This is a genomic window from uncultured Aquabacterium sp. (genome assembly GCF_913773725.1).
Lineage (GTDB): Bacteria > Pseudomonadota > Gammaproteobacteria > Burkholderiales > Burkholderiaceae_C > Aquabacterium.
On the sequence record NZ_CAJYGK010000068.1, the window covers coordinates 1 to 22,606 of the forward strand.

The window sequence follows — 22,606 nt, forward strand, 5'->3', positions numbered from 1 at the left end:
GCTGAGGCTTTTTGTTGCCCATCTACAGGCCGTCGTCTTGGCTTGGCTGGGCTGGGGCGCTCGGCCTGTCAATACCGCGGTCAGGTTGCGCCGACTGCCGCGTGAGGCAATTGTTCAGGGCGGACTAGGTAACCCGAATCGGGTCGAGACGATTGCCGAGGCCAGACGCAAGCTGAAGAAATGCGGTTCAAGCAGGAACTGAACTCTGCCCGAAGATCTGTGTGTGCTGCCGCGCATGGCTGTGCTGCCTCTCAGTGTCATCGTGGGAGCTCACAGAACTCACGCCCCCAGCGAGCGCGATGTTTTTGATGATGTTTGAGGTGCTCCACCATGTGTTGTGTTCCGCAGGGGTTGCAAAACACGCTATCGGAGCTGAAAGCCAGGACCCCGCCTAAACCCCATGTGTCCAAGGGCAGCAAGGTCAGCCAGTTTCTGCGAACATCGGTGCCAATCCGCTGACTGCTACGGACTCCATTCCTGTGGACGCAATTGAGGTCGGCCAACCTTTACGGACGCTATTCCATGGCTACTGGCTCTATTCCGTCGAACCCTCAGCCCCTCCTCGCCGCCATCATCGACCTCGACGGCACCATGGTCGACACCCTCGGTGACTTCGTCGTCGTCCTGCGCCACACCCTGACCGACCTCGGTTGCCACCCCATCGAGCTGGCCCGCGTCGACCGTGATTTCATTTCCATGACCGTAGGCAAGGGAACAGAGGACCTGCTGCGCCGCAGCCTGGCGCACGCCTGGGGCGTCCTGCCCGATTCGGCGGACGTGGCCCAGGCCTTGCCCGAGGCACTGGCCATCTACCACCGCCACTACCCCGAGCACAACGGGCAGCATGCCGACGTCTTTCCCGGTGTGGCGGAAGGGCTGGCCCAACTCCAGGCGCTGGGCGTGCCGCTGGCCTGCCTCACCAACAAGCCCACGGCGTTCGCGCAGCAGCTGCTTGAGCGCAAAGGCCTGCGCCCCTTCTTCCGGCATGTGTTCGGGGGTGACGCATTCGAGCGCAAGAAGCCCGATCCGCTGCCCTTGCGCAAGACCTGCGAGGCCCTCGGCACCGAGCCCGCGCGCACCCTGATGGTGGGCGATTCCAGCAACGATGCCCAGGCGGCCAACGCGGCGGGCTGCCCCGTGGTGCTCGTCACCTATGGCTACAACCACGGCCACCCCATCGAAGCCGTGCCGGCCCGCGCTCACATTCCCCGCCTGGATCAGGCCGACTGGCCCGCATTGCTCGCTTGAGCTTGAGCGATCGGCCCCGCATGGGCCGCACTCACTCCAGCGCTTCCAGTACCGCAGGCGCCCTGTAGGACAGCAGGGCGTCCTTCAGGTCCTGCGACACCGGCCGTGCGCCCAGCCACACCCGCAGCACGGCAGGAAAGAAGGCTGCATCCGCGATCGGCAGACCGGCAGGCTGCCCGTTTACATAGAACACCGTGCCGCGCTTCGGCACAAAGTCGATGGCGAACACGTCTCCCGTGTTCAGCCGCTTGATGTGCGAGAACTGTTCGCCCATCTTCCGGATCGACGGGATGAGGCTGAAGAAGGCCTCTCGGGTGCTGTTGAGTTCGATGCCCCGCGTGATGGTCTTGCCGACTTCGTCGATCCGCATGCCTTGCAGCATCACGAAGCGCAGTTGCAGCGGCGCATTGCGCGTCATGTCGATCACGGCATCGGCCTGCACGTGCTTGTCCGGGGTGTAGAGCCCCACGGTGTAGAGCTTGGCGACGGCGCGGTAGGTGACGCCGGCACCGTTGAGCTGCAGCGTGCGGCCTTCGACCTTCAGCGTGGCGGGGTAGCTCACCCCGAACAGTTCGGTGGGCACGGCCCGAGCCGGACAAGCGGCCGCGAGACCGCCGCCCAGCAGCAGGGCCAGCCGCCCCAGCAAGGCTCGGCGGGCCGACGCCGGTCTCCCTGGGACCGGGCCTTCAGGTGTCAAACGCATGGTGGTGTCCGTCGTGCCCGGTGCCGGCACCTCTGCGGCCGGCTGATCAGGCTGCTCCATTGTTTCGACGTGGTCCGGGTCCGCAAGCTGGGTTTGCCCTTGGCGCCGCGATGGGGCCGGGCAATGACGGTGCAACATCTGCCAGGGGCGGCTGCTACACTGGTCCGATGTTCATCTCTCGCAAACACACCAAGGGGTCGCACGACCGGGGGGCATGGCCCTGGCGTCACTGCGCCAGTGTGTGAGCGTCCGTCCGCCGCCTGACCAGGCCTTCGGACGGACCGCCCTGAACCGCTTCTTCTGCGTCGCCGCAGCCCGATGGGCGATGCGACCGACAGGAAGGCGGGCGAGACCCATCAGATGACACCGGGTGCCGCCGTGCGTTGGCGCCCCTGGGCTTGGAGGCCCTGCACCATGATCACCGAAACCGAATTCCACGCGCTGGCCGCTCAAGGCCACAACCGCATTCCGCTGGTGGCCCAGGCCCTGGCCGACCTCGACACGCCCCTGTCGCTCTACCTCAAGCTCACGCAAGGCCGTCCCTTGAGCTTTCTGCTCGAGTCGGTGGTGGGCGGTGAGCGCTTCGGTCGCTACTCCTTCGTGGGCCTGCCTGCCCGCACGCTGGTCCGGGCCACCGGCCGCGCGGTCGAGGTCGTGACCGACGGTGAGGTGGTCGAGCGCCACGACACCAACCCGCTCGATTTCATCGCCCAGTACCAGCAGCGCTTCAAGGCCGCCGTGCCCCAGGGCTTGCCCCGTTTCTGCGGGGGGCTGGCTGGCTACTTCGGCTATGACACCGTGCGTCACATCGAGCACCGCCTGGCGAACACGCACAAGCCCGGTGGCATCGGCACGCCCGACATCCTGCTGCTGCAGTGCGAAGAACTGGCCGTCATCGACAACCTGGCGGACCGCCTCTACCTCATCGTCTATGCCGATCCGGCCCTGCCGGGCGCCTACGACCGCGCGGCCGATCGCATCGCCGAGTTGCAGGCGCAACTCAACGCCGTGGTGCCGGTGCCGCCCATCACGCCCACCGAGTCCTACCCGGTCGAGCGCCACTTCGCCAAGGCCGATTTCGAGGCCGCGGTGCTCAAGTGCAAGGAGTACATCGCCGCGGGCGACTGCATGCAGGTGGTGATCGGGCAGCGCCTGCAGAAGCGCTTCACGGCGTCCCCGCTGACGCTGTACCGCGCGCTGCGCTCGCTCAACCCGAGCCCCTACATGTACTACTACGACATGGGCGACCACCATGTCGTCGGCTCCAGCCCCGAGATCCTGGTGCGCCAGGAGCGCAACGCCGAAGGCGGCGAAACCGTCACCATCCGCCCGATCGCCGGCACGCGGCCGCGCGGGGCCACGCCCGAGGTCGATGTCGCCAACGAGCGGGAGCTGCTGGCCGATCCCAAGGAGCGTGCCGAGCACGTCATGCTGATCGACCTGGCGCGCAATGACATCGGCCGCATCGCCAAGACGGGCACCGTCAAGGTCACCGAGGCCTTCGGCATCGAGCGCTATTCGCACGTCATGCACATCGTCAGCAACGTCGAAGGCGCGCTGAAGGACGGCATGACCGGGCTGGATGTGCTGCGCGCGAGCTTCCCGGCCGGCACGTTGAGCGGCGCGCCCAAGATCCGCGCGATGGAGATCATCGACGAGCTCGAGCCGGTGCAGCGCGGTGTCTACGGGGGCGCCGTCGGCTATCTGAGCTTCGCGGGGGACATGGATGTGGCCATCGCCATCCGCACCGGCGTCATCAAGGACCAGACGCTGTACGTGCAGGCCGGTGCCGGCGTGGTGGCCGACTCGGTGCCCGAACTCGAATGGAAGGAAACCGAGGTCAAGGCGCGTGCGGTGATCCGCGCAGCGGAGATGGCCGAGCAGGGGCTGTGACCCCGCCCGCCAGGGCACGTCAGCGGGGCAGCAGGCGCCGCCGCAGCGCGGCCTGCGCTGGCATTTCGATCAGGCGGTACACCGGCACCGCCAGCGCGAACGTCAGCCCCAGGTAAGCCAGCAGCCACAGCGGCGACGCCAGCGGCAGCCGATCGGGTTGCCCACCGCTGAGCAGGGCAACGGCCAGCTGCAGGGGAAAGTGCAGCAGGTAGCTGGCATACGTCGTGTGCCCCAACGTGCCGATCAGGTCCGCGAGCGGGCCAGGGCCGGGGCGAACCACCCGCAGCAGGCCCAGCATGGCCAGGGGTGCCAGCAGCGCCACATAGAACATGGGGCGCAACACGCCGAGCGCCGTCGCGGCGGTGCCGCCCGCCAGCAGCGCGCTGCCGGCAACCAAGCAGAGGCGTCGGGTGCCCGGGGGCAGCCGGCCCAGCGCCTCGTGCACCAGGTGGGTGAGGGCGCCCAGGTAGAAGAAGAACACGCACAGCACCACCGGGTGGGCGGTGGCCTGGCTGGCATACAGTGCCCCGGACAGCGCGATCAGCCCGACGACGTGCCACCACCGCGTCAGGCCCAGCCGGCACAGCACGAAGAACAGCCCGTAGACCAGCACCTCGATCGAGACGCTCCAGATCGGCCCGTTGAAAGACCATTCGCTGCGGCCGGGCCAGTCGCTCGCCAGGAACAGGTGCAGCACGAAGTGCGGCAGGTCGTTGTACTGGTAGACGTAGTCCACCCCGTGCCGGCTGCGGTACAGCCAGGCCATCCCGGCGACGGCCAGCAGCGTCAGCAGGTGCAGCGGATACAGCCGCGAAAACCGCAGGACCGCGAAACGCCATGCCGGCACCTGGCCGTCGGCCACGGGCCGGGCGTACTTCCAGAAGAAGATGAAGCCCGACAAGGCCCAGAACACCTGCACGCCCAGCCAGCCCGCCTCGTAAAAGGGCGTGAGCCAGGCGTACAGCGGTTGTCCCGTCACACTGAACCCCTGGTGGGTGTGGCCCGTCATGTAGAAGTGGTTGTAGTGCCACAGGAGCACCGACACCGCACAGGCAAAACGCAGCACCTCCAGGCCCAGCAGCGTGGGCTCGACGGCGGTGCGGGAAGGGGCGGTCGCGGGGCGCGCGGGCAGGGCGGCGCGGGCAGAAGGGATCGACACGAGTCTGGAGGAGGGTCAGGCTGTCAACGCCCCGATCTTGGCACGGCGGCGGCATGTAGAATGATCTGCATGCAGCAACCCTCGGACTTCCTTCGCCTGATGCACCGCTGGTGGCGGTGACGCCAGACAGACACGCTTGCCTCTGCGGCCGGTCCCCACCGGTGCGCCACCTGATCAGAGGCCCCGAGGGGGGACGTCACGGCGTCTGAACCGTGCACCGAAGGCGGCCTGCCCGCCCCATGAACCACCTCCACACAGGACGTGCCCATGCTGCTCATGATCGACAACTACGACAGTTTCACCTTCAACCTGGTGCAGTACTTCTGCGAACTGGGCGAAGAGGTCAAGGTCGTTCGCAACGACGAAATCACCCTCGACGACATTGCCGCGCTGAAGCCGGACCGTCTGGTGCTCTCGCCTGGCCCGTGTTCGCCCGCTGAAGCGGGGGTGTGCGTGCCTGCGCTGCAGCGCTTCACCGGCCAGCTGCCCATCCTGGGCGTGTGCCTGGGCCACCAGAGCATCGGTGCGGCGCTCGGCGGCCACGTGATCCGCGCCCAGGTGCAGATGCACGGCAAGACCAGCGTCATCCACACCGACCGGAAGGGCGTCTACGCCGGCCTGCCCGCCGAGTTCACCGTGATCCGCTACCACTCGCTGGCCATCGAGCGCGCCACGCTGCCCGAGTGCCTGGAAATCACCTCGTGGACCGACGACGGCGAGATCATGGGGGTGCGCCACAAGGGCCCGCAGACCGACCCGAACTTCGCGCCTTTGGAAGGCGTGCAGTTCCACCCCGAATCGATCCTGACCGAGCACGGCCACGCCATGCTCAAGAACTTCCTGACGATGTGAGGACGGCGTCATGACGCAACTGACCGACCAGCAGGCGCTGCAACGCGTCATCGAGCACCGCGAGATCTTCCACGACGAGATGCTGGGGCTGATGCGCCGCATCATGCAAGGCGAGATGTCGCCCGTCGTCATGGCCGCGCTGGTGACGGGGCTGCGCGTCAAGAAGGAAACCGTGGGCGAACTGTCGGCGGCCGCGCAGGTGATGCGCGAGTTCGCCACCCCGGTGCAGGTTGACGACACCGCGAATCTCATCGACCTGTGCGGCACCGGTGGGGACGGCGCCCACACCTTCAACATCTCGACGACGGCGATGTTCGTGGCCGCGGCGGCCGGCGCCCGCGTGGCCAAGCACGGCGGCCGCAGCGTGTCGTCCAGCACCGGCAGCGCCGATGTGCTGGAGGCCCTGGGTGCCTACATCAACCTGAACCCCGAACAGGTGGCCAGCTGCCTGGCCGACACCGGCGTGGGCTTCATGTTCGCCCCCAACCACCATGGCGCCATGAAGCACGCCGCCCCCGTCCGCAAGGAGCTGGGCGTGCGCACCATGTTCAACATCCTCGGGCCCTTGACCAACCCGGCCGGCGCCCCCAACCAGTTGATGGGCGTGTTCCACCCCGATCTGGTCGGCATCCAGGCGCGTGTGCTGCAGCGCCTGGGCTCGCGCCACGTCATGGTGGTGCATGGCAGTGACGGCCTGGACGAGATCACGCTGGCCGGCCCGACCATGGTGGCCGAGCTCAAGGACGGCCAGGTCAACGAATACACCATCACGCCCGAGCAGTTCGGCATGGCCGAGCACGACGGCTCGGCGCTGCGGGCCCTGAGCCGCGAGGCCTCGGTGGCCATCGTGCAGCGTGTGCTGGCCAATGAAGCCGGGCCCGCGCGCGACATCGTGTTGCTCAATGCCGGCGCCGCGCTCTATGCCGCCGACGTGGCCGACACGCTGGCCAACGGCATCGAACGCGCCCGCGAGGCCCTGGCCAGTGGCCGCGCCCGCGACACCCTGAATCGATTCGTGCAGGCCACCCAGGCCTTCGCGCCCCGCGCCTGAGGCGCCTGCCATCCTGCCTGCGCACCATGTCCTCCGACATCCTCGACAAGATCAACGCCGTCAAGCACGAAGAAGTGGCCGCCGCCCGCCAGCGCAAGCCGCTGCACGCTGTGCGTGAAGAGGCCGAAGCCCGCCACCGCGCTGGCGACGACCACCGCGATTTCGTCGGCGCGCTGCGCGCGAAGATCGCGGCGGGCCGCTCCGGCGTGATTGCCGAAGTCAAGAAGGCCAGCCCCAGCAAGGGCGTGCTGCGCGACCCCTTCGTGCCGGCTGACATCGCCCGCAGCTACGCCGAACACGGCGCCGCCTGCCTCAGCGTGCTGACCGACGAGCGCTTCTTCCAGGGCCACGCCGATTACCTGAAGCAGGCCCGTGCGGCGTGCTCGCTGCCCGCGCTGCGCAAGGACTTCCTGGTCGACGAGTACCAGGTCTTCGAGGCGGCTGCGTGGGGTGCGGACGCCATCCTCCTGATCGCCGCCAGCCTGTCGGACGCGCAGATGGCCGATTTCGAGGCCGTGGCCCACGCGCTGGGCCTGGCCGTGCTGGTCGAGGTGCACGACGGCGAGGAACTCGACCGCGCGTTGAAGCTCAAGACGCCGCTGGTCGGCATCAACAACCGCAACCTGCGCACCTTCGAAGTCACGCTGGACACCACGCTGGGCCTGTTGCCCCGCGTGCCGGCCGACCGCCTGCTGGTCACCGAGTCCGGCATCCTGGGCGCGGCCGACGTGCAGCGGATGCGCGACGCCAACGTCCACGCCTTCCTGGTCGGCGAGGCCTTCATGCGCCAGCCGGATCCGGGTGTGGCGCTGGCCACGTTGTTTGCCTGAGGTTCGGCCCGTGAGCCAGGCCGATCTGTTCGGGCAGGCCGGAGCGCCGCAGCCTGCATCGGGGGCGGCGGCCCCTCGGCTCGCAGCCCTCGCGGCCCCACTGGGCGACCTGTTCGACGCCGTGCCCGCCGACTGGCGGCCCCTCACCGACGCCTTTCGTGCCTCGCCGGTCGGGCAGGCGCTGATCGCGCGGGTCGACGCCGCCCGCGCGTCGGGCGCCACCATTTTCCCGGCAGACGTGTTTGCCGCGCTGCACCACACGCGTCGCGCCGACGTGCGGGTCGTCATCCTCGGACAGGACCCGTACCACGGCCCCGGGCAGGCCCACGGCCTCGCGTTCTCTGTGCAACCGGGCGTGCCCATCCCGCCCAGCCTGCGCAACATCCGCAAGGAGGTCCAGCGCGACCTGGGCCTGCCTGCGCCCGCCCATGGCAGCCTGATGGCCTGGGCCGACCGCGGTGTGCTGCTGCTCAACACGGTGCTGACCGTGGAGCAGGGGCAGGCGGCCAGCCATGCGGGCTGGGGCTGGGAGGTGCTGACGGATGCGCTGATCGCCGCCGTGGCGGCCGACCCGGGGCCGCGTGTCTTCATGCTCTGGGGGGCGCATGCCCAGCGCAAGCTCCCGCTGATCGAAGCGGCCGGCGCATCGCGTGCGGGTGACACCCTGGTGCTGCAGAGCAACCACCCGTCGCCACTGTCGGCCACGCGTGGGCCGGTGCCCTTCGTGGGCAACGGCCATTTCGGTGCCGCCCGCGACTTCTGGGCTGCACGCGGACACACGCTCGATTGGGCACTGGCCTGAGCGGCGCAGCGCCCGCCTCAGTGAGCGCCGCTCAGCGGAAGTACCACTGGGTGTTGACCCCGATGTGGTCCGCGTTCACCCGCACGCGCTCCACGCCGTCGTACGTGAAGTGCTCGCGCACATAGCGCACCCCGATGCCCCAGTTGGGCGTCAGCAGCCACTCGCCTTCCAGCACGACGCCGGTGGAACTCTCGAAGTCCACCACCGCGTTCACGCCGCTGACCTTGGTGCCGCCGGTGGTCGTCAATTGCGCGTTCTTCAGACGCAGGGCGGGGCGGGTGGCCCGTCGCACGCCGATCCCCACCGAGGCGCGGTCGGTGAAGTGGTAGTAGCCGATCAACTCGACCGGATAGCGCCGAAAGAAGATCCGCTCGTTGGTGATGCCGTTGGCCTGGTCGTTGTGAATGCCGTAGCTCGCGCGGATGGAGACCGGGGCCTCCGACAGCCTGAAGGACAGGCCCACCCGGCCTTCCACACCGGCCCCCGCGCTGATGTCTTCCTTGTACTGGGTGCTGCTGCCCTGGGGGGAGACGGTCACCGGCAGCAGGGTTTCACCCCCACTGGTGTAACCAAGTCCCACGAATGGGCGGAGCGCAGCCCCCTCGGCCTGAGCAGAATAGGCAAAGCCGCACAGCAGCGCGGCCACAACGATGTGACGCATGGCGTTCCCTGGATTGTTGTCGGTAACAGATGTCGATGATGGCATGGTTACCGCCTGTGCCCTGGGTAGGCGCGGTACCGAGGGGTGTGGCACATGACACGAAGGGGCCATCAGCTCCACCTGATCAAGGGGTCGGAATCCGGACAAGGCGTCCCTCAGAATCGCTCTGTTACAAAAAGTTGCGTTCATGGAAGGCGCGGCTGTTTTCAGATCGGTGGGGTCGCGCGCGGCAGGCGTGTGAATCGCCAACACAAGTTCGGATTTCATGGAAGCAACGCCAAAGACGGGCTTGACGACGCCCCCTTCCCTCGGGGTGGTCATCGTCAACTACCGCACCTATGACCTGACGATGCAGTGCGTCGCCTCGCTGCTGGCCCACGGCATCGCCGCGGCGGGGGACATCGTGGTCGTCGACAACGACTCGCCCGACGGGTCGGGGGAGCGGTTGCGTCGGGACCTGCCCCACGGCGTGGTGGCCGTGCTGTCGCGCCATAACGGCGGGTTCGGCGCTGGCGTGAACATCGGCATGGCGGCCCTGCACACCGATCTGGTGCTGGTGCTCAACCCCGATACCTACTTCCGGCGCAATCAGGTGCCGGTGGTGCAGGACCTGTTCGCGCAGCACGAGCGCCTGGGGGTGGTGGGCCTCAAGCTGATCAACCCGGACGGCACCCTCCAGTACTCGGCGCGGCGCTTCTATTCCCTGCCTGACATCCTGGCGCGGCGCACCGCACTGGGCCGCATGAAGCCCTTGCGCCGGCTGGTGAACTCCCACCTGCTCAAGCCGAACTGGCGCGAAGGCCCGTTCGAGGCCGATTGGGTGATGGGTACCGGCTTCATCGTGCGGCGCGCTGCGTTCGAGGACGTGGGCCGCATGGACGAGGGCTATTTCCTCTACTTCGAGGAAGTCGACCTGTGCGCGCGCATGTGGGTCAAGGGCTGGCGGGTCATGGCCCTGCCCGAGGTCGAACTGGTGCACGAGCACCAGCGCCACAGCGCCGCAGGCATCTGGTCCAGCTCGGGCCAGACCCACCTGCGCAGCATGGTGCGCTTCTTCACCAAGTTCGGCGTGCCATGGCTGTGGCGCCCCCGGCGCGACCAGATGCAGCGTGCCTACCTCCGTTGGCGCCGGCAGTTCGACGAGGCTGCCCGGCCGCGCCAGGGAGACGCAGCCACATGAATGCGTGTGTCATCGGCCGCCCAGAGCAGCCATGCGCTTTTATCATCGCTCCCGGTCGGCCTCTCGCTCGGCCGCCCCTGGCCATTGCGATGGCTTCCCGATCCCGCTGCGCCCCCCAGGGGCCCTGTTGCCGTCCATGAAGTTTCCCTCGATTCTGCTCAGCCTGCTGGTGCTGACCGCCTGCACGCCCATGGGCAACCTGACGCCGCCTCGGGATGCGGCAAGCCTCCGCGTCCTGACGCCGGCCGACGTCGCCCGCATGGCCGCCCAGCCCACGCGCATCCATGCCGGCGACACGTTGCGCATCGTGCGCGACGCCCACGATGGCGCCATGGACCTGCGCAACCTGGTCGAAGACAGCCAGACCCAGCTCTACACCGTGCGCTCTGACGGCAGCTTTTCCTACCGTTATGCCGGTCGCGTGGACGCCGCCGGGCGCACCCCGGACGAACTGGCTCAGACCTTGCGTGAACGCCTGGCAGCGGTCTACCGCGAACCGGGGGTCACCATCAACATCGTCAATTCGCCCAGCAGCAAGGTCGTCATCGGCGGGGCCGTGCGCACCCCTGCCGCGTTCGACATGACGGCGGTTGCCACGCTGGAGCAGGGCCTGTTTGCCACCGGCGGCCTGCTGCCGGCCGCGGACCCCAGCCGGGTCGCGCTGCTGCGCCTCGACGAGCAACAGCGCTACCAGCTTTACTTCATCGATTTCAGCGGCCTGCTCGACGGTGCCTCCGGGCGGCCCACCCTGTCGTTCCAGCGGGGCGACATCCTGTTCGTGCCCAAGTCCATGGCCGGCAACATGGGCGATGGGGTCGACGTCTACATCAACCAGCTGTTGCCGTTCACGCGCTCCCTGGGCGTGAGCTACAGCTGGGGCGAGACCAAGGTCAAGTGACGACGCACGCGGACATCCCCACACCATGATCGACATTCGTTCTTTCCGCGACCTCGTCCGGCTGTTCTTCATCTATCGCCGTGCCTTCGTGACGGCCGTCTGGCTCACGGTGGTGCTCGTCGTGGCCGGCGCCTTTCTGCTGCCCACCAAGTACGCGTCCGAGGCCCGCCTGCTGGTCAAGCCCGGCCGCGAAAACCTCACCGTGCCCATCGACGTGGGTGAGCGTCAGGCCTTCGCGCCGATGTCCACGCAGCGTGATCCCATTGCCGATGAAGAAAAGATGCTGACCGGGCGACCCGTGTTGCTGCAGGTCGCACGCCTCTACCTCAACGAGATGGCGCAGGCCCAGCAGGCCCCTCAGGGCTTGTGGAAGCGCATCAAGTTCCAGGTCAAGCAGGGCCTGCAGGCGGTGCTCGACGCGGTGCGCAGCGTGCTCGTGATGGTCGGCCTGGCTGAACCTCAGAGCCCGGAAGAGCGCCTAGCGGCCAAGTTCGAGGACAAGTTCACGGTCACCCACGGCGTGGGCTCCAACGTGATGGAGCTGCGTTTCGTGTGGGACGACCCGCTCGTGGCGCAGAGGGTGCTGCAGACCTGGGTGCGCGTCTATACCGATGAGCGCACGGCGGTGCTGGGCCGCAAGAGCCTGGTGGCGTTCTATGACGGCAAGGTGCGTGACGCCGACCAGCAGATCGAGTCCCTCAAGGGACAACTGCGCAGCGGGCTCGAACGCATCGACGGACTGAGTGCCAGCGAACGCCTCACGGCGATCACCAAGCGCGTCAACGAACTGCGCGATCGTCAGGCCGAGCTGCTTGCCGAGCGCACGGCCCTCGAGCAGGGAGTCGCCTATGCACAGGGCCGGGCCAAAGCGCTGTCCGGCGAGGTGGTCTCCGAGCGTGACGTCGGCCTGGGGCCCAACTTCCTGGTGCTCAGCAACCAGCTGGCGGAGCTGAAGCGCCAGCGCACCGAGGCGCTGCGCGTCTACAAGGAAACGGCGCCCAACGTCGTGTCGCTCAACGAGAGCATCGCCAACGTCGAGGCGCAGTTGAAGAGCGAGGAGCGCAACACCCAGCGCAGCGAGAAGCGCACGCCCAATGAACTGGGCACACTGCTGGCTCGCAACACGCTCGAGAAGTCCCTGCGGCTCAAGGAGCTCATCTCGATGTCGGCCAGCGTCGACCGCGAACTGGCGCAACTGACCGATGCACGCCGCAAGGTGCTCGCCAGCGAACCGGCACTCGGCCGCATCGAGCAGGCGCTGGCGGTGGCCGAGAAGAGCCGCCTGCTCTACCTCGACAGCCTCGAGAAGGCCCGCATCGACCAGGCGCTGGACGACAGCCGCATCAACAACATCGCGGTCATCGAGGCGGCCACGCTGAATCCGGCCCGCGTGGCGCCCAAGAGCCTGCTGCTGCTGGCGCTGGCCCTGCCCGCGGGCGTGCTGGTCGGTCTGGCCACGCTGTACCTCAGCTCCGTGATGGACCAGCGCATCCACGACGGCGGGCGAATCGAATCCCGGTTCGGTGTGCCGCTGTGGTCGGCGGTCAAGGACATCGGGGGCAGCGGGGAAGACAACGACTTTCACGCCAGCGTGCACCGCATCTACGGCACGCTGCCGCTGGCGCAGGTCGCCGAGCGCGGGCTGGTGCTCGGCCTGGCTTCCTCGCGCGCAGGCGAAGGCGTGTCCTTCCTGGCGGGCCACTTGCGCCAGGTGCTGACGGCGCAAGGTCTGCAGGTGCGCCTGAACCCGCCGGCCGCCGACAGCCAGGCCCGCCCGGGCGAGGTGGTGCTGCTCGAGGCCTCGGACCTGCTGCGCAACCGCGAGGCCTTTGTGCGCCTGAGCCGGGCCGACCTCATCGTGCTGGTGGTCGAGGCGCGTGCCAGCCTGGTGCCCGTGGTGGACAACGCCCTGGGCGTGCTCCGCACGGCCTTCCGCAAGGTCGATGGCATCGTGCTGAACCGGCGTCGCTTCGAGGTGCCACCGCGCGTGCTGCGCTGGCTGCAAGGTTGAGGAGCCGGTTGTGAGACTCGTCCTGCTCTCGCCCTTGCCGCCCGAGCAGACCGGCATTGCCGATTACGCCGCGCACTGGTGCCGGGCCGTCAAGGCGGCCGGCGTCGAGGTGCTGACCCCGCTGCAGGGCCAGAAGCCGTTGCACAGCTTTGCGGCCGCCCGCCGCTGGGTGGCCGAGCGGGATTGGAGCAAGGTCGATGTCGTCCATGCCGAACTCGGCGGCGGACGCCACACCGAGTTCTTTGTGTTGGCCGCACTGGCCGCCATGCCGGTCCGGCCGCGGCTGTCCGCCACCGTCCATGACCCGGAGCGTCTGGTGTGGCGACCGGTGAGCGCCACATGGCGCCGCGTGGACGGCGTGCGCTGGCTGCCGGGCCTGGTGAGCAAGGCGCTGGCCGTGCTCGTCGACCCGCACACCCTGTGGGCCGAGCGCCGCCTGGCCCACCGCCTCGATGGCATCGTCACCTTGACACAGACCGGGGCCCAGCGCCTGAGCCGCCGCATGAAGCTGCCCCCCGGCCGCGTGCGCGTGATCCCGCACGGGACCCTGCCGCTGTCCGTGCGGCCCTTGCCACCGACCGAGCCTGTCCGTCTGCTTTACTTCGGCTTCATCTACGCCGGCAAGGGCATCGAGGACCTGGTCGACGCGCTGGGTCGGCTGCGCCAGCAAGAGCCCGAACTCGCCGACCGCGTGCAGCTCACGATCGCGGGCGGCACCGCGCCCGACATCGCCTTTGGTGGGCGGCGCAGCTACCTCGACGGCCTGCGTGAGCGGGTCGCGGCACTGGGGCTGCAGTCTCAGGTGAGCTGGCACCTCGACCTTGACGAGCGCGACATCCCTGACCTGATCGGCCAGCACCACGTCATGGTTCTGCCCTACCGCGACAGCCGCAAGCTGGCCCTGATGGGGCAGATGCGCGGCACCTCCGGTGCGCTCGCCTGGGCGGTGGCTGCAGGACGCGGGGTGATCACCTCGGACGCCCGGGCGTTCGCCGAAGAGATCAGCCACGGCAACGGGCAGGCCTACCCTCAGGGTGACATTACCGCACTGACCGCCGCGCTTGCTCAGGTGCTGCGCGAGCCGCAGTGCATCCAGCACTGGTCGGCGGCAGCGCGCGCGCTGGCGGATCAGCGCGTCTGGCCGCGCACCGGGACGGCGTTCGCTGCCTATTTTTCGTCCCTTCAGCGTGGGGTCGACGTGCAGGCCGTGATGTCCGGCGCGCCCCCGTCTGCCCCCTCCACCACAGGATCGACCCCATGAGCCGACTTGTCGCCCGCATGGCCCGCCGCCGAGCCCTTCTCGGCGCCGCCGCGCTGGCCGCCACACCGGTGGCCTGTCGTGCCTGGTTCAGCAGCCGCATCGAGCCCGTTGCCCTCCAGCCCGCTCGTCCGGTGGTCTGGAAGGACTTTCTCGGCGTCAATGCGCAGTTCCAGTGGTTCCCCGAGCCCGTGGCACGCCGGCAGGTCGAGCGCCTCAAGGCACTCGGCCTGCAATGGGTGCGCCTGGGCCTGCACTGGATGCTGATGGAGCCCGAAGAGGGCAAGTTCCAGCTCGAACCCATCGACCGCATGATGGCGCTGGTGCGCGAGGCCGGACTGCGCAACGTCACCTATGTGGTCGGCACGCCGCGTTACGCCTCCAGTGTCGCCAAGGGCGACCCGTACGAGCGCTTCTTCGACAAGTTTCCGCCTCGCAACCCCGCGGTGTTCGCGCAGCGCATGGCCATGCTCGCCAAGCACTACCCCCAGGTCGACGTGTGGCAAGTCTGGAATGAGCCCAATCTGATCGGATTCTGGGCGCCCCAGCCAGACACGGAGGCCTACGGCAAGCTGTTCCTGCCGGCCTACCAGGCCCTGCGCGCCACCGTGCCCGACAAGCCCGTCGCCCTGGCCGGCATGGCCTACTTCAGCGAGATCGACAAGCGCGGTGGGTTGATGATCCACGAGCTGGGGCGGCTGGGCGCGTTCACACTGAACCCGGTGGTGGCCTATCACCCGTACACCGCCACCGCCGAGGGCTCCGACCACGATGCGCGCGACTTCATCAAGCGCGTGGTACCCGCGCACCAGTGGCTGCGCGCCGCGGGCGTCAAGCAGGTCTGGGCCACCGAATGGGGCTGGTCCAGCTACCCCGGCCCGAAGGAAGAGCAGCCCATCGTCGGCGAGGACGGCCAGGCCGACCTGACCTTGCGGCGTCTGGCCCTGATGGCGGCCCTCGACTACGACCGGGTCTTCCTGTTCACGCTGTCCGATCTCGATGAGCGCGCGACCAAGCGGGATCAGCACTACGGACTGCTGCGCCGCAACGGCGAGCCCAAGCCGGTGTACCACGCGCTGCAGCGTTTTCTACAGCTGTGCGGCCCCAGCCTCACGCCGGCGGCGCCCCCGGACATCATGGGCGACCAGCCCGAAGGCCTCATCACGATCGGCTGGCGGCGTGCCGATGGCCGCCCGCTGTGGATGCTGTGGGCGCGCGAACCTGGCGAGGTGCGCCTCAAGGGCGTGCGCCAGGCCACGCTCCACCAGCCGCTCAGCGGGGGCGAGCGGGCGCTCAAGGAAGCCGCGGATGGCGTGCGTGTGCCCGTCACGACAGCCCTGCAGATCGTGGTGGCCGGATGAGCGCGCCCTCTGCCGACCGCTCGGCTGCCGTGACCCGGCCGCTGCGCATCCTGCTGACCTTGCCCTACCTGCCGTGGCCCATCACCAGTGGCGGCAAGGCCCGGCAGTTTCACCTCATCCGTGAACTGGCGGCGCGCGGCCACCGGTTGACCCTGCTCGTGCAGTCCAAGACCGACGCCGACGCCGCCGTGCACGCCGCCCTTGCTCCCCTGGTCGAACGCCTCATCGTCCTGCCGCGTCGGCCGCTGCGGCATCCGCGCACCCTCTGGCATGCGGCCGTGTCGCCCTTGCCCCTGCTGACCACCGTCAACGGCCATGCACCGGCGCTGGCCGAGCGCTTCGCGGCCTTGCTCGACGAAGGAGGCTGGGACATCGTGCAGATCGAGCACAGCTACGGGTTCGAGCCCTTTGCCGCCACCCTGGCCCAGCGGCACCAGCCCTTCGTGCTGACCGAACACAACGTCGAGTCCGAACTGGGCGCGGCCACCTATGGCAAGTGGCCTGCTCCGCTGCGGCCGCTGGCCCGCTATGACCAGGCCCGGGCCCGCCGCTGGGAACGCCTCGTGCTGTCGCGCGCGGCCGCCATCGTGGCGGTCACGGAGTCCGATGCCCGCAAGCTGTCGGCCGTCGGCGGGCGCCCTGCCCACGTGGTGCCCAACGGCGTGGACACGGCTGCTTTCGCCACGGTGCGCCCCGACGTGCACAGTCGTCACGCCCTGTTCCTGGGCAACTACGAGTACGCGCCGAACATCGATGCCGTCGAGTGGGCGCTCAACCGCGTCTGGCCCCTGGTGTGGGAGCGGATGCCCGAGGCGAACTTCACCGTCTGTGGCCACGGTCTGCCGTCCGGCTGGCGAGGGCGCTTCCCGGATCCCCGGGTCCATTTCCATGGTTATGTGCCCGACCTCACCCGGGTCCAGGCCGCATCGGCCGCTTTCCTGGCGCCCTTGCGCTTCGGCGGGGGCTCCAAGCTCAAGGTGCTGGAAGCCATGGCGGCCGGCCTGCCGCTCGTCAGCACCCGTGAAGGCCTTTCCGGGCTCGGTGCGGTCGATGGCGTGCACGCCCGCGTGGCGGACACCCCCGAGGCCCTGGCAGAGGCCCTGGTTCACACCCTGAGCGACCCGACGGGCGCCCGCGCCATGGCAGAAACTGCGCGCGCGCATGTTCAGGCGCATTTCGACTGGTCCCAGGCCGCCGCCCGCCTCGAGACGGTGTACGCGGGCGTCGGCCGTGCGGGGTGCCCGGAAGCGGAAGGGCAGGCATGCCCGGCATGAACGACCTGGCGCCATCCGGTTCCCTGCCACAGGGGGGAGGCCACGTCGGCGTGCTGGCCGGCGCGGTGCTGGCGCTGCTGGCCGCGGCCGGCATGGCCTTTGTTCACCCGCTGCTCGGCCCGGCCCTGGCTGTGGCAATGGGCGCGGCGGTCTTCGTGGTGTCCCGCCCGCTGCGCGGCCTGATGCTCTTCTGTGTGCTGGCGCCTGCGCTGCCGTGGATGAAGGTGGGCGCCCCCTTGCCGGTGCCCGAGGCCTTGCTTGCGCTGACGTGGGTCGGGGTGTTCCTGCAGTGGCTGAGCGGTCGGCTGCCGCCCTGGCCCGATGGCCCCACCGAGCGCGCCATGCGTCGCTTCATGCTCTGGAGCATCGTGCCGCTCGTGGCCGGGCAGTTCGTGCCGGAGGGGGACGGCAACGGCCCCATCAACTGGGTGCGCTGGCTGCTCAACCTGTCGCCGGTCTTCCTGGTTCCCTTGCTGGTGCGCAATGCCCGTGACCGCGACCGCCTGATGCTGAGCCTGCTCGTGGGCTTCGCCCTGCTGTTGCTGATCTCACTCGGCTTCTTCGTCCGGGGCCGTGATGCCCGGCTGATGATCCCGTTCCTGGCCGCGTTGCACTACCCCTACCCGGAGGCCATCCAGGACATCTTCTCCGCCGACTACACCCGCATGGCTTCGCCTTGGGTCCACCCCAACTCCACCGGCGGCGCGCTGCTGCTGGCCGCGCCTCTGGGGCTGTTCTACGGGGTCATGCACCATGGCTGGCGGCGGGTGCTTGGCTTCTTCATCTTCCTCGGCAGCGCCGCCGGCATCGTGTTCTGCGGCTCGCGCGGGGCTTTGCTGTGCCTGGGCCTGTTTGTCGTGTGGCTGGCCGCCCGGCGCACGCCCTATGCCTTGCGCGGGCTGATCGCGGCCGTCTTGCTCGCGGCCACCTTCCTGGCCGTGTACCCGCCTGCACAGCAGCGTTTCGCCTCGCTGTTCTCGGGCAAGGATGTCAGCACCGGCGTGCGCTTCGACGAGTACGCACACTTCCCGCAGAACGCGTGGCGCCATCCGCTGGGCCTCGGGTTCAAGGCCGAGACCCCGGCCAGCTCGCCCGAAAAGGGCATCTACGGCATCTCCAACCTCTGGCTGAACTACTGGTTCAAGCTCGGCCTGCCCGGCATGCTGCTGTTCATCGCCATCACCGTGGCCTGGTGGCGCGAGGTGCGCTTGCGCACATCCTTCAGCCATGTCGGCCCGCACAACGCCATGCGCATCGCCACCACCGGCACCGTGCTGGCTGCGCTCGCCACGGGCTTCATCGACCACTATTTCAGCTTCACCCAGGTGCTGATCGCGCTCTTCTGGCTGATCCTGGCCTTGGGCCTGCTGGAAGCCCGCATGCCACCCGCCGCCCGACTCGACGCCCCCGCCCGTCCATGAAACACCGCATCCTTCACAGCCACAACCTGCGCGCTCGCCTGCCCGACTACGCTGCCCGTCTGGGCGTGGACGTCCCTGAGCTGACAGCGGCCTATGACCGGGGGTTGCAGCACGACGTGTTCTTCGAATCACAAGGCAAGGGGCCGGATGACATCGTGACGCACGTCAGCTGCCTGGACATCCGCAAGCGCATCGACGACCCGCTGGTGCGCCAGCTCTTCGTCACCCTGTACGACGAGATCCCTGGCCGCAAGCTGCCCGATTACGGCAAGAACTGGCCGACGCTGGTCGATCGCATGCGCCGCATCTGGGAGCAGGTCTACAACATCCTGATCAACAAGATTCCCAGTCACAACATCCGCCTGGTCTGGCTTCGCCTCGGGGGCGCGAAGATCGGCAAGGGCTCCACCATCTGGCGCAACACGGAAGTCATCGGCATCGAAAGTCTCACCATCGGTGACGACAGCTGCATCGGCTGGCATTGCCAGATCGACGCGCGGTCCGGCCTGGTCATCGGCAACCACGTGACGATCGCCTCCCACGTGCTCATCGTCGCCGGCGGGCACGACCTGGAGGCGCCCGAGTTCTGGTCTGTCTCCGCCCCGGTCCGCATCGACGACTGGGCCTGGATCACCTCGCGCGCCATCATTCTCCCTGGCGCCCACATCGGCGAAGGGGCCGTCGTGTCGGCCAATACCACCGTCGGCAAGAAGGTCGAGCCCTATGCCATCGTGGCCGGGCAGGGCGGCAAGACCGTGGGCCAGCGCGTGCGAGGCCTGAACTACAAGGTGGGAGGCAAGAGCCTCTTCACCCTGCTGCACTGATCGGCCGGACCCATGCTGGGCGCCGCAGGCCTGCTCACCCTGGTCACCCTCTTCGGTCTGGTGGCCGGCCTGGCCCGGGAGTGGCTGCTGGTCGACGCCTGGGGGGCCGGTGCGCGCACCGACGCCTTTCTGGTGGCCCTGTTCCTGACCGAAGCCGTGCGCACCATGCTGGCCGGTGGTGTGCTGTCCTCGGCGGCCTTGGCGCTCTGGCAGGGCCGGGATGCGTCCGCTCGGCCAGGTTGGCTCGGCGCCACCACCCTGGGCCTGGGCGGCCTGGGCGTCCTGCTGACCGTCACCTGTGCGCTGGCGGCGGGGCTCCTCACTCGCCTCATCGGTCCGGGTCTGTCTCCAGCCGATCACCAGGCGGCGACCCATGCCCTGGCCACCCTGGCCTGCGGCCTGCCGGCGCTGCTGTTGCAGGCCCTGTGGGCCGTGCCGCTGCAGGCTCAGGGGCACTTCCTGCTCGCGGGTCTGGGTTCCCTGGCGTACAACCTCCCGGCGGTGCTGTGGATGGCCTGGCATCGTGGCCAGACCACCGAAGCTGCGCTGTCGTGGGCCTTCGTCCTCGGTGCGATCCTGAGTGCCGCGCTGTTGCTGCCATCGGCCACGCGGGCCGGCCTCGCGCCTGCTCACCTGCGCTGGGATGGCGCGGTGCTGCGGGAACTCGGTCGCCGGGTCGCCCCCCTGTTGGGCAGCGCGCTGGGTGGCCAGGCCCTCATGCTGCTCGAGCGCATGGTCGCCTCCTGGCTGGGCGAAGGGGTGCTGACCCTGCTCAACCTTGCGCGCAAGCTCGCCAACCTTCCACTCGTGGCCCTGCTGTCCGTCAATCAGGTTCTGCTCGGCCTCATGAGTCGGCAGGGCGGGGCCGAGCGGCTGACCCTGTTGCGCCAGGGCCTGGCACTCAACACCCTCATCACCACACCAGCGGCGATCGGGCTCATGTTGTCGGCACAAGCCCTGGTCCTCTTGCTGTTCCCTCGGGTGGTCGGCACGGCCATGCTGGGTCCGCTTCTGGGCTGGTATGCCGTTGCGCTGGTCGGCGCAGGCTGGAACACGCTGCTGGCCCGCTACAACCACGCGGCGGGCGACACCCGTCTGCCCTTTGTGTGCGAAACCGGGGGCAATGTGGCGCAGGCCCTGAGCCTGCCGCTGCTCGCCTGGCTGATGGGCGCACAAGGCATCGCCGCAGCCCTGTTGCTGGGTGTGGCCGTCAACGGCGTCCTGCTGCTGCACCTCAACCGACTGTGGCGTGAAATCAGCTTGGCCCGGTTGGTGCTGGCTGCCGGGCTGCCCCTGGCTGCGGCGGCACTGATCATGCCCTGGTGGCCTGATCCCCCCATCTGGCGGCTGGTCGCCTCCAGCTTGGCTGGTGTAGCCTGCCTCACCCTGCTTGCGGCATGGCTGCGCCCCTGGCGGCCTGCTGCCCCCTGACGCCCGGCGCCGGCGCTCACCTCCTTGCTGTCTCGACCATGAAGTACCCGAACAACCTGGATCTGCTGCGCTTGCTGGCCGCCATCGGGGTCATGGCCCTTCACATTGCAGACCTCAGCGCGCAGCCCGCGCTGGCCTTTCTGCACGGCTTCGACACCAAGATCGCGCTGTCCGTCTTTTTCGTCATCAGTGGCCACCTGATCTTCATGAGCTGCGAGCGCAGCCACTCGCTGGCAGACTACGCCGTGCGTCGGGCTCGCCGCATCGTGCCTGCTTACGTGGTGGTGGTGGTGGCGTGTGCCCTGCTCGGGGTGTTGCTCAGCACGCTGCCGCCGGGCGATTACTTCGGCACCACCTGGCTGCGCTATCTGGTTGCCAACCTCACCTTCCTGAACTTCATCCAGCCAGCGTTGCCCGGCGTGTTCACCGACAACCCCTATCCTGGGGCACCGGTCAATGGCGCCCTGTGGACGATCAAGGTCGAGCTCATGTTCTACCTCGTCGTGCCCGCGCTGGTGGCCTTGTGCCGTCGTTACGGCCACCATCGGGTCCTGGGGCTCGGCTTCGTGATGGGGTGCCTCTGGTGGGGGGGCTTCATGGCGCTGGCGTGGCACACGGGCCGGGGCGGCTTTGCCGAGGTCGCCAAGCAGATGCCCGGTCAGCTCATGTTTTTCCTGCCTGGCGCCTGGGCCTGGTACGAGCGGGAGCGGCTGGCCCGGTGGGGGCACCGCGTCGGCGTCGCCGGCGCGCTGCTGCTTCTGCTGGCCTACCAGTGGGACCAGACCCGACCCACGCCCGGCGTCTTTCTCTATCCCCTGGCGCTGACCTTGTGCGTGTTCTGGGCCGCGCACATCCTCCGTCCGCTGGGCGACGCGGCTCGCCATGGCGATCTCTCGTACGGCATCTACATCGTCCATTTCCCCGTGATCCAAACCCTGGTGCAGCTCGGTGTCTTCGGCGCTGCGCCCCTGCTCGGTGCCGGGCTGGCGACGGCGATCACCGTTGCGCTGGCCCTGCTCCTGTGGCGCCACATCGAGGCCCCGGCCCTCGGGCGCCGTGCCAGCCCGGCTAGCCTGTCCCCCGTGTGATCCGCATGGTTGTGTTTTTGCCGCAACGCAAGGGCGACGCTTGAGTGCTGCGCAAAGATGGTGTTATAGTTGCGGTCTTGCCTCGGAGGGGTGCCCGAGTGGCTAAAGGGGGCAGACTGTAAATCTGTTGGCTTACGCCTACGCTGGTTCGAATCCAGCCTCCTCCACCAGGCAAACTAATTTGTGAACGCTCCAGAGCGGCTCCCGAGCGGGAGTAGTTCAATGGTAGAACCTTAGCCTTCCAAGCTAATGACGCGGGTTCGATTCCCGTCTCCCGCTCCAAGGTCTCGGTTCTGTCAAACAGGCGTGGTAAAGTCACGGTCTTCGCTGATGGCGGAGGTTGTGCGTGTCTCAGTCGGCACTGGTTTGGGTTTGACCCGAGTCCAGACCCGTGTCGATGCCCATGTGGCTCAGTGGTAGAGCACTCCCTTGGTAAGGGAGAGGTCGGCAGTTCGATCCTGCCCATGGGCACCACACCTCCTTCCCTTCTTCATTCGCCTCACTTCAGGATCGCTAGGAGCGAGAAACATGGCCAAGGAAAAGTTCGAACGGACCAAGCCGCACGTGAACGTGGGCACCATCGGTCACGTTGACCACGGCAAGACCACGCTGACGGCTGCCATCACCACCGTTCTGTCGAAGAAGTTCGGCGGTCAGGCCA

Annotated in this window: 20 protein-coding genes, 3 tRNA genes and 1 pseudogene; 21 read left to right on the top strand and 3 right to left on the bottom strand. The window is 68.3% G+C overall.

Going from position 1 to position 22,606, the window contains the following annotated elements:
- Both QZ709_RS08160 and gph read left to right on the top strand, forming a co-directional pair.
- Positions 1-202 (top strand): annotated as a pseudogene (locus QZ709_RS08160) (hypothetical protein); the annotation flags it as partial.
- A 320-nt stretch (positions 203-522) separates the two neighbouring features.
- Positions 523-1,248, top strand: coding sequence for a phosphoglycolate phosphatase (gene gph / locus QZ709_RS08165; protein ID WP_294636771.1), 726 nt, complete (start codon positions 523-525; stop codon positions 1,246-1,248).
- A gap of 31 nt (positions 1,249-1,279) precedes the next feature.
- Here the strand turns inward: gph and QZ709_RS08170 are convergent, their stop codons facing one another.
- Positions 1,280-1,951, bottom strand: a complete 672-nt coding sequence (locus QZ709_RS08170; RefSeq protein WP_294636772.1) for a chalcone isomerase family protein — start codon at positions 1,949-1,951, stop codon at positions 1,280-1,282.
- Positions 1,952-2,365: 414 nt separating this feature from the next.
- On the opposite strand from QZ709_RS08170, the gene trpE reads away from it, so the two are divergent.
- Entirely contained in the window at positions 2,366-3,844 is a 1,479-nt protein-coding gene (gene trpE, locus QZ709_RS08175) for an anthranilate synthase component I (RefSeq protein ID WP_294636773.1), read from the top strand.
- A gap of 19 nt (positions 3,845-3,863) precedes the next feature.
- Here trpE and QZ709_RS08180 read toward each other — a convergent pair whose 3' ends face one another.
- A complete protein-coding gene (locus QZ709_RS08180) occupies positions 3,864-5,003 on the bottom strand; it encodes an acyltransferase (RefSeq protein ID WP_294636774.1) in 1,140 nt (379 codons plus the stop codon).
- Positions 5,004-5,270: 267 nt separating this feature from the next.
- Between QZ709_RS08180 and QZ709_RS08185 the strand changes: the two genes are divergently transcribed.
- From QZ709_RS08185 to QZ709_RS08200, 4 genes are all read left to right on the top strand, one after another.
- Positions 5,271-5,855: an aminodeoxychorismate/anthranilate synthase component II gene (locus QZ709_RS08185; protein WP_294636775.1), complete on the top strand. Its 585-nt coding sequence runs from the start codon at positions 5,271-5,273 to the stop codon at positions 5,853-5,855.
- A gap of 10 nt (positions 5,856-5,865) precedes the next feature.
- Complete coding sequence (trpD, locus tag QZ709_RS08190) at positions 5,866-6,906, top strand: anthranilate phosphoribosyltransferase (RefSeq protein WP_294636776.1); 1,041 nt, start codon at positions 5,866-5,868, stop codon at positions 6,904-6,906.
- Positions 6,907-6,932: 26 nt separating this feature from the next.
- Positions 6,933-7,736, top strand: coding sequence for an indole-3-glycerol phosphate synthase TrpC (gene trpC / locus QZ709_RS08195; protein ID WP_294636777.1), 804 nt, complete (start codon positions 6,933-6,935; stop codon positions 7,734-7,736).
- A gap of 121 nt (positions 7,737-7,857) precedes the next feature.
- Positions 7,858-8,538, top strand: coding sequence for a uracil-DNA glycosylase (locus tag QZ709_RS08200; protein WP_294636793.1), 681 nt, complete (start codon positions 7,858-7,860; stop codon positions 8,536-8,538).
- A 31-nt stretch (positions 8,539-8,569) separates the two neighbouring features.
- On the opposite strand, the gene QZ709_RS08205 is transcribed toward QZ709_RS08200, so the two are convergent.
- The gene (locus QZ709_RS08205) at positions 8,570-9,199 is read right to left on the bottom strand and encodes a hypothetical protein (RefSeq protein WP_294636778.1); all 630 of its coding nucleotides are present in this window, start codon (positions 9,197-9,199) and stop codon (positions 8,570-8,572) included.
- Positions 9,200-9,464: 265 nt separating this feature from the next.
- Between QZ709_RS08205 and QZ709_RS08210 the strand changes: the two genes are divergently transcribed.
- The 14 genes from QZ709_RS08210 to QZ709_RS08275 all read left to right on the top strand — a co-directional run.
- Complete coding sequence (locus tag QZ709_RS08210; protein WP_294636779.1) at positions 9,465-10,379, top strand: glycosyltransferase family 2 protein; 915 nt, start codon at positions 9,465-9,467, stop codon at positions 10,377-10,379.
- A gap of 136 nt (positions 10,380-10,515) precedes the next feature.
- On the top strand, positions 10,516-11,277 hold the full coding sequence (locus tag QZ709_RS08215; RefSeq protein WP_294636781.1) for a polysaccharide biosynthesis/export family protein: 762 nt from the start codon (positions 10,516-10,518) through the stop codon (positions 11,275-11,277).
- A 25-nt stretch (positions 11,278-11,302) separates the two neighbouring features.
- A complete protein-coding gene (locus QZ709_RS08220) occupies positions 11,303-13,288 on the top strand; it encodes a hypothetical protein (RefSeq protein WP_294636782.1) in 1,986 nt (661 codons plus the stop codon).
- Positions 13,289-13,298: 10 nt separating this feature from the next.
- Positions 13,299-14,549, top strand: a complete 1,251-nt coding sequence (locus QZ709_RS08225) for a glycosyltransferase (protein WP_294636783.1) — start codon at positions 13,299-13,301, stop codon at positions 14,547-14,549.
- Complete coding sequence (locus tag QZ709_RS08230; RefSeq protein WP_294636784.1) at positions 14,546-15,907, top strand: beta-galactosidase; 1,362 nt, start codon at positions 14,546-14,548, stop codon at positions 15,905-15,907. Before QZ709_RS08225 ends, QZ709_RS08230 begins: the two co-directional genes overlap by 4 nt.
- Positions 15,904-17,181: a glycosyltransferase family 4 protein gene (locus QZ709_RS08235; protein ID WP_294636785.1), complete on the top strand. Its 1,278-nt coding sequence runs from the start codon at positions 15,904-15,906 to the stop codon at positions 17,179-17,181. Before QZ709_RS08230 ends, QZ709_RS08235 begins: the two co-directional genes overlap by 4 nt.
- Positions 17,169-18,602: an O-antigen ligase gene (locus QZ709_RS08240; RefSeq protein WP_294636786.1), complete on the top strand. Its 1,434-nt coding sequence runs from the start codon at positions 17,169-17,171 to the stop codon at positions 18,600-18,602. Before QZ709_RS08235 ends, QZ709_RS08240 begins: the two co-directional genes overlap by 13 nt.
- Positions 18,599-19,426: an acyltransferase gene (locus tag QZ709_RS08245; RefSeq protein WP_294636788.1), complete on the top strand. Its 828-nt coding sequence runs from the start codon at positions 18,599-18,601 to the stop codon at positions 19,424-19,426. Before QZ709_RS08240 ends, QZ709_RS08245 begins: the two co-directional genes overlap by 4 nt.
- 12 nt (positions 19,427-19,438) lie before the next feature.
- Positions 19,439-20,857: a lipid II flippase MurJ gene (locus QZ709_RS08250; RefSeq protein ID WP_294636790.1), complete on the top strand. Its 1,419-nt coding sequence runs from the start codon at positions 19,439-19,441 to the stop codon at positions 20,855-20,857.
- Positions 20,824-21,945, top strand: coding sequence for an acyltransferase (locus QZ709_RS08255; protein ID WP_294636791.1), 1,122 nt, complete (start codon positions 20,824-20,826; stop codon positions 21,943-21,945). Before QZ709_RS08250 ends, QZ709_RS08255 begins: the two co-directional genes overlap by 34 nt.
- A gap of 84 nt (positions 21,946-22,029) precedes the next feature.
- Positions 22,030-22,115, top strand: a tRNA-Tyr gene (locus QZ709_RS08260).
- Positions 22,116-22,153: 38 nt separating this feature from the next.
- Positions 22,154-22,227: transfer RNA gene (locus QZ709_RS08265), tRNA-Gly, on the top strand.
- Positions 22,228-22,344: 117 nt separating this feature from the next.
- Positions 22,345-22,419 (top strand) — tRNA-Thr (locus QZ709_RS08270).
- A gap of 54 nt (positions 22,420-22,473) precedes the next feature.
- Positions 22,474-22,606, top strand: a 133-nt coding sequence (locus QZ709_RS08275; RefSeq protein ID WP_294636795.1) for a GTP-binding protein, incomplete at its 3' end; no start/stop codon positions are given.

Coding starts and splice junctions, on each gene's coding strand:
- gph (WP_294636771.1), top strand. CDS start 523: ATGGCTACTGGCTCTATTCCGTCGAACCCTCAGCCCCTCCTCGCCGCC.
- QZ709_RS08170 (WP_294636772.1), bottom strand. CDS start 1,951: ATGCGTTTGACACCTGAAGGCCCGGTCCCAGGGAGACCGGCGTCGGCC.
- trpE (WP_294636773.1), top strand. CDS start 2,366: ATGATCACCGAAACCGAATTCCACGCGCTGGCCGCTCAAGGCCACAAC.
- QZ709_RS08185 (WP_294636775.1), top strand. CDS start 5,271: ATGCTGCTCATGATCGACAACTACGACAGTTTCACCTTCAACCTGGTG.
- trpD (WP_294636776.1), top strand. CDS start 5,866: ATGACGCAACTGACCGACCAGCAGGCGCTGCAACGCGTCATCGAGCAC.
- trpC (WP_294636777.1), top strand. CDS start 6,933: ATGTCCTCCGACATCCTCGACAAGATCAACGCCGTCAAGCACGAAGAA.
- QZ709_RS08205 (WP_294636778.1), bottom strand. CDS start 9,199: ATGCGTCACATCGTTGTGGCCGCGCTGCTGTGCGGCTTTGCCTATTCT.
- QZ709_RS08210 (WP_294636779.1), top strand. CDS start 9,465: ATGGAAGCAACGCCAAAGACGGGCTTGACGACGCCCCCTTCCCTCGGG.
- QZ709_RS08215 (WP_294636781.1), top strand. CDS start 10,516: ATGAAGTTTCCCTCGATTCTGCTCAGCCTGCTGGTGCTGACCGCCTGC.
- QZ709_RS08220 (WP_294636782.1), top strand. CDS start 11,303: ATGATCGACATTCGTTCTTTCCGCGACCTCGTCCGGCTGTTCTTCATC.
- QZ709_RS08230 (WP_294636784.1), top strand. CDS start 14,546: ATGAGCCGACTTGTCGCCCGCATGGCCCGCCGCCGAGCCCTTCTCGGC.
- QZ709_RS08235 (WP_294636785.1), top strand. CDS start 15,904: ATGAGCGCGCCCTCTGCCGACCGCTCGGCTGCCGTGACCCGGCCGCTG.
- QZ709_RS08240 (WP_294636786.1), top strand. CDS start 17,169: ATGCCCGGCATGAACGACCTGGCGCCATCCGGTTCCCTGCCACAGGGG.
- QZ709_RS08245 (WP_294636788.1), top strand. CDS start 18,599: ATGAAACACCGCATCCTTCACAGCCACAACCTGCGCGCTCGCCTGCCC.
- QZ709_RS08250 (WP_294636790.1), top strand. CDS start 19,439: ATGCTGGGCGCCGCAGGCCTGCTCACCCTGGTCACCCTCTTCGGTCTG.
- QZ709_RS08255 (WP_294636791.1), top strand. CDS start 20,824: ATGGCTGCGCCCCTGGCGGCCTGCTGCCCCCTGACGCCCGGCGCCGGC.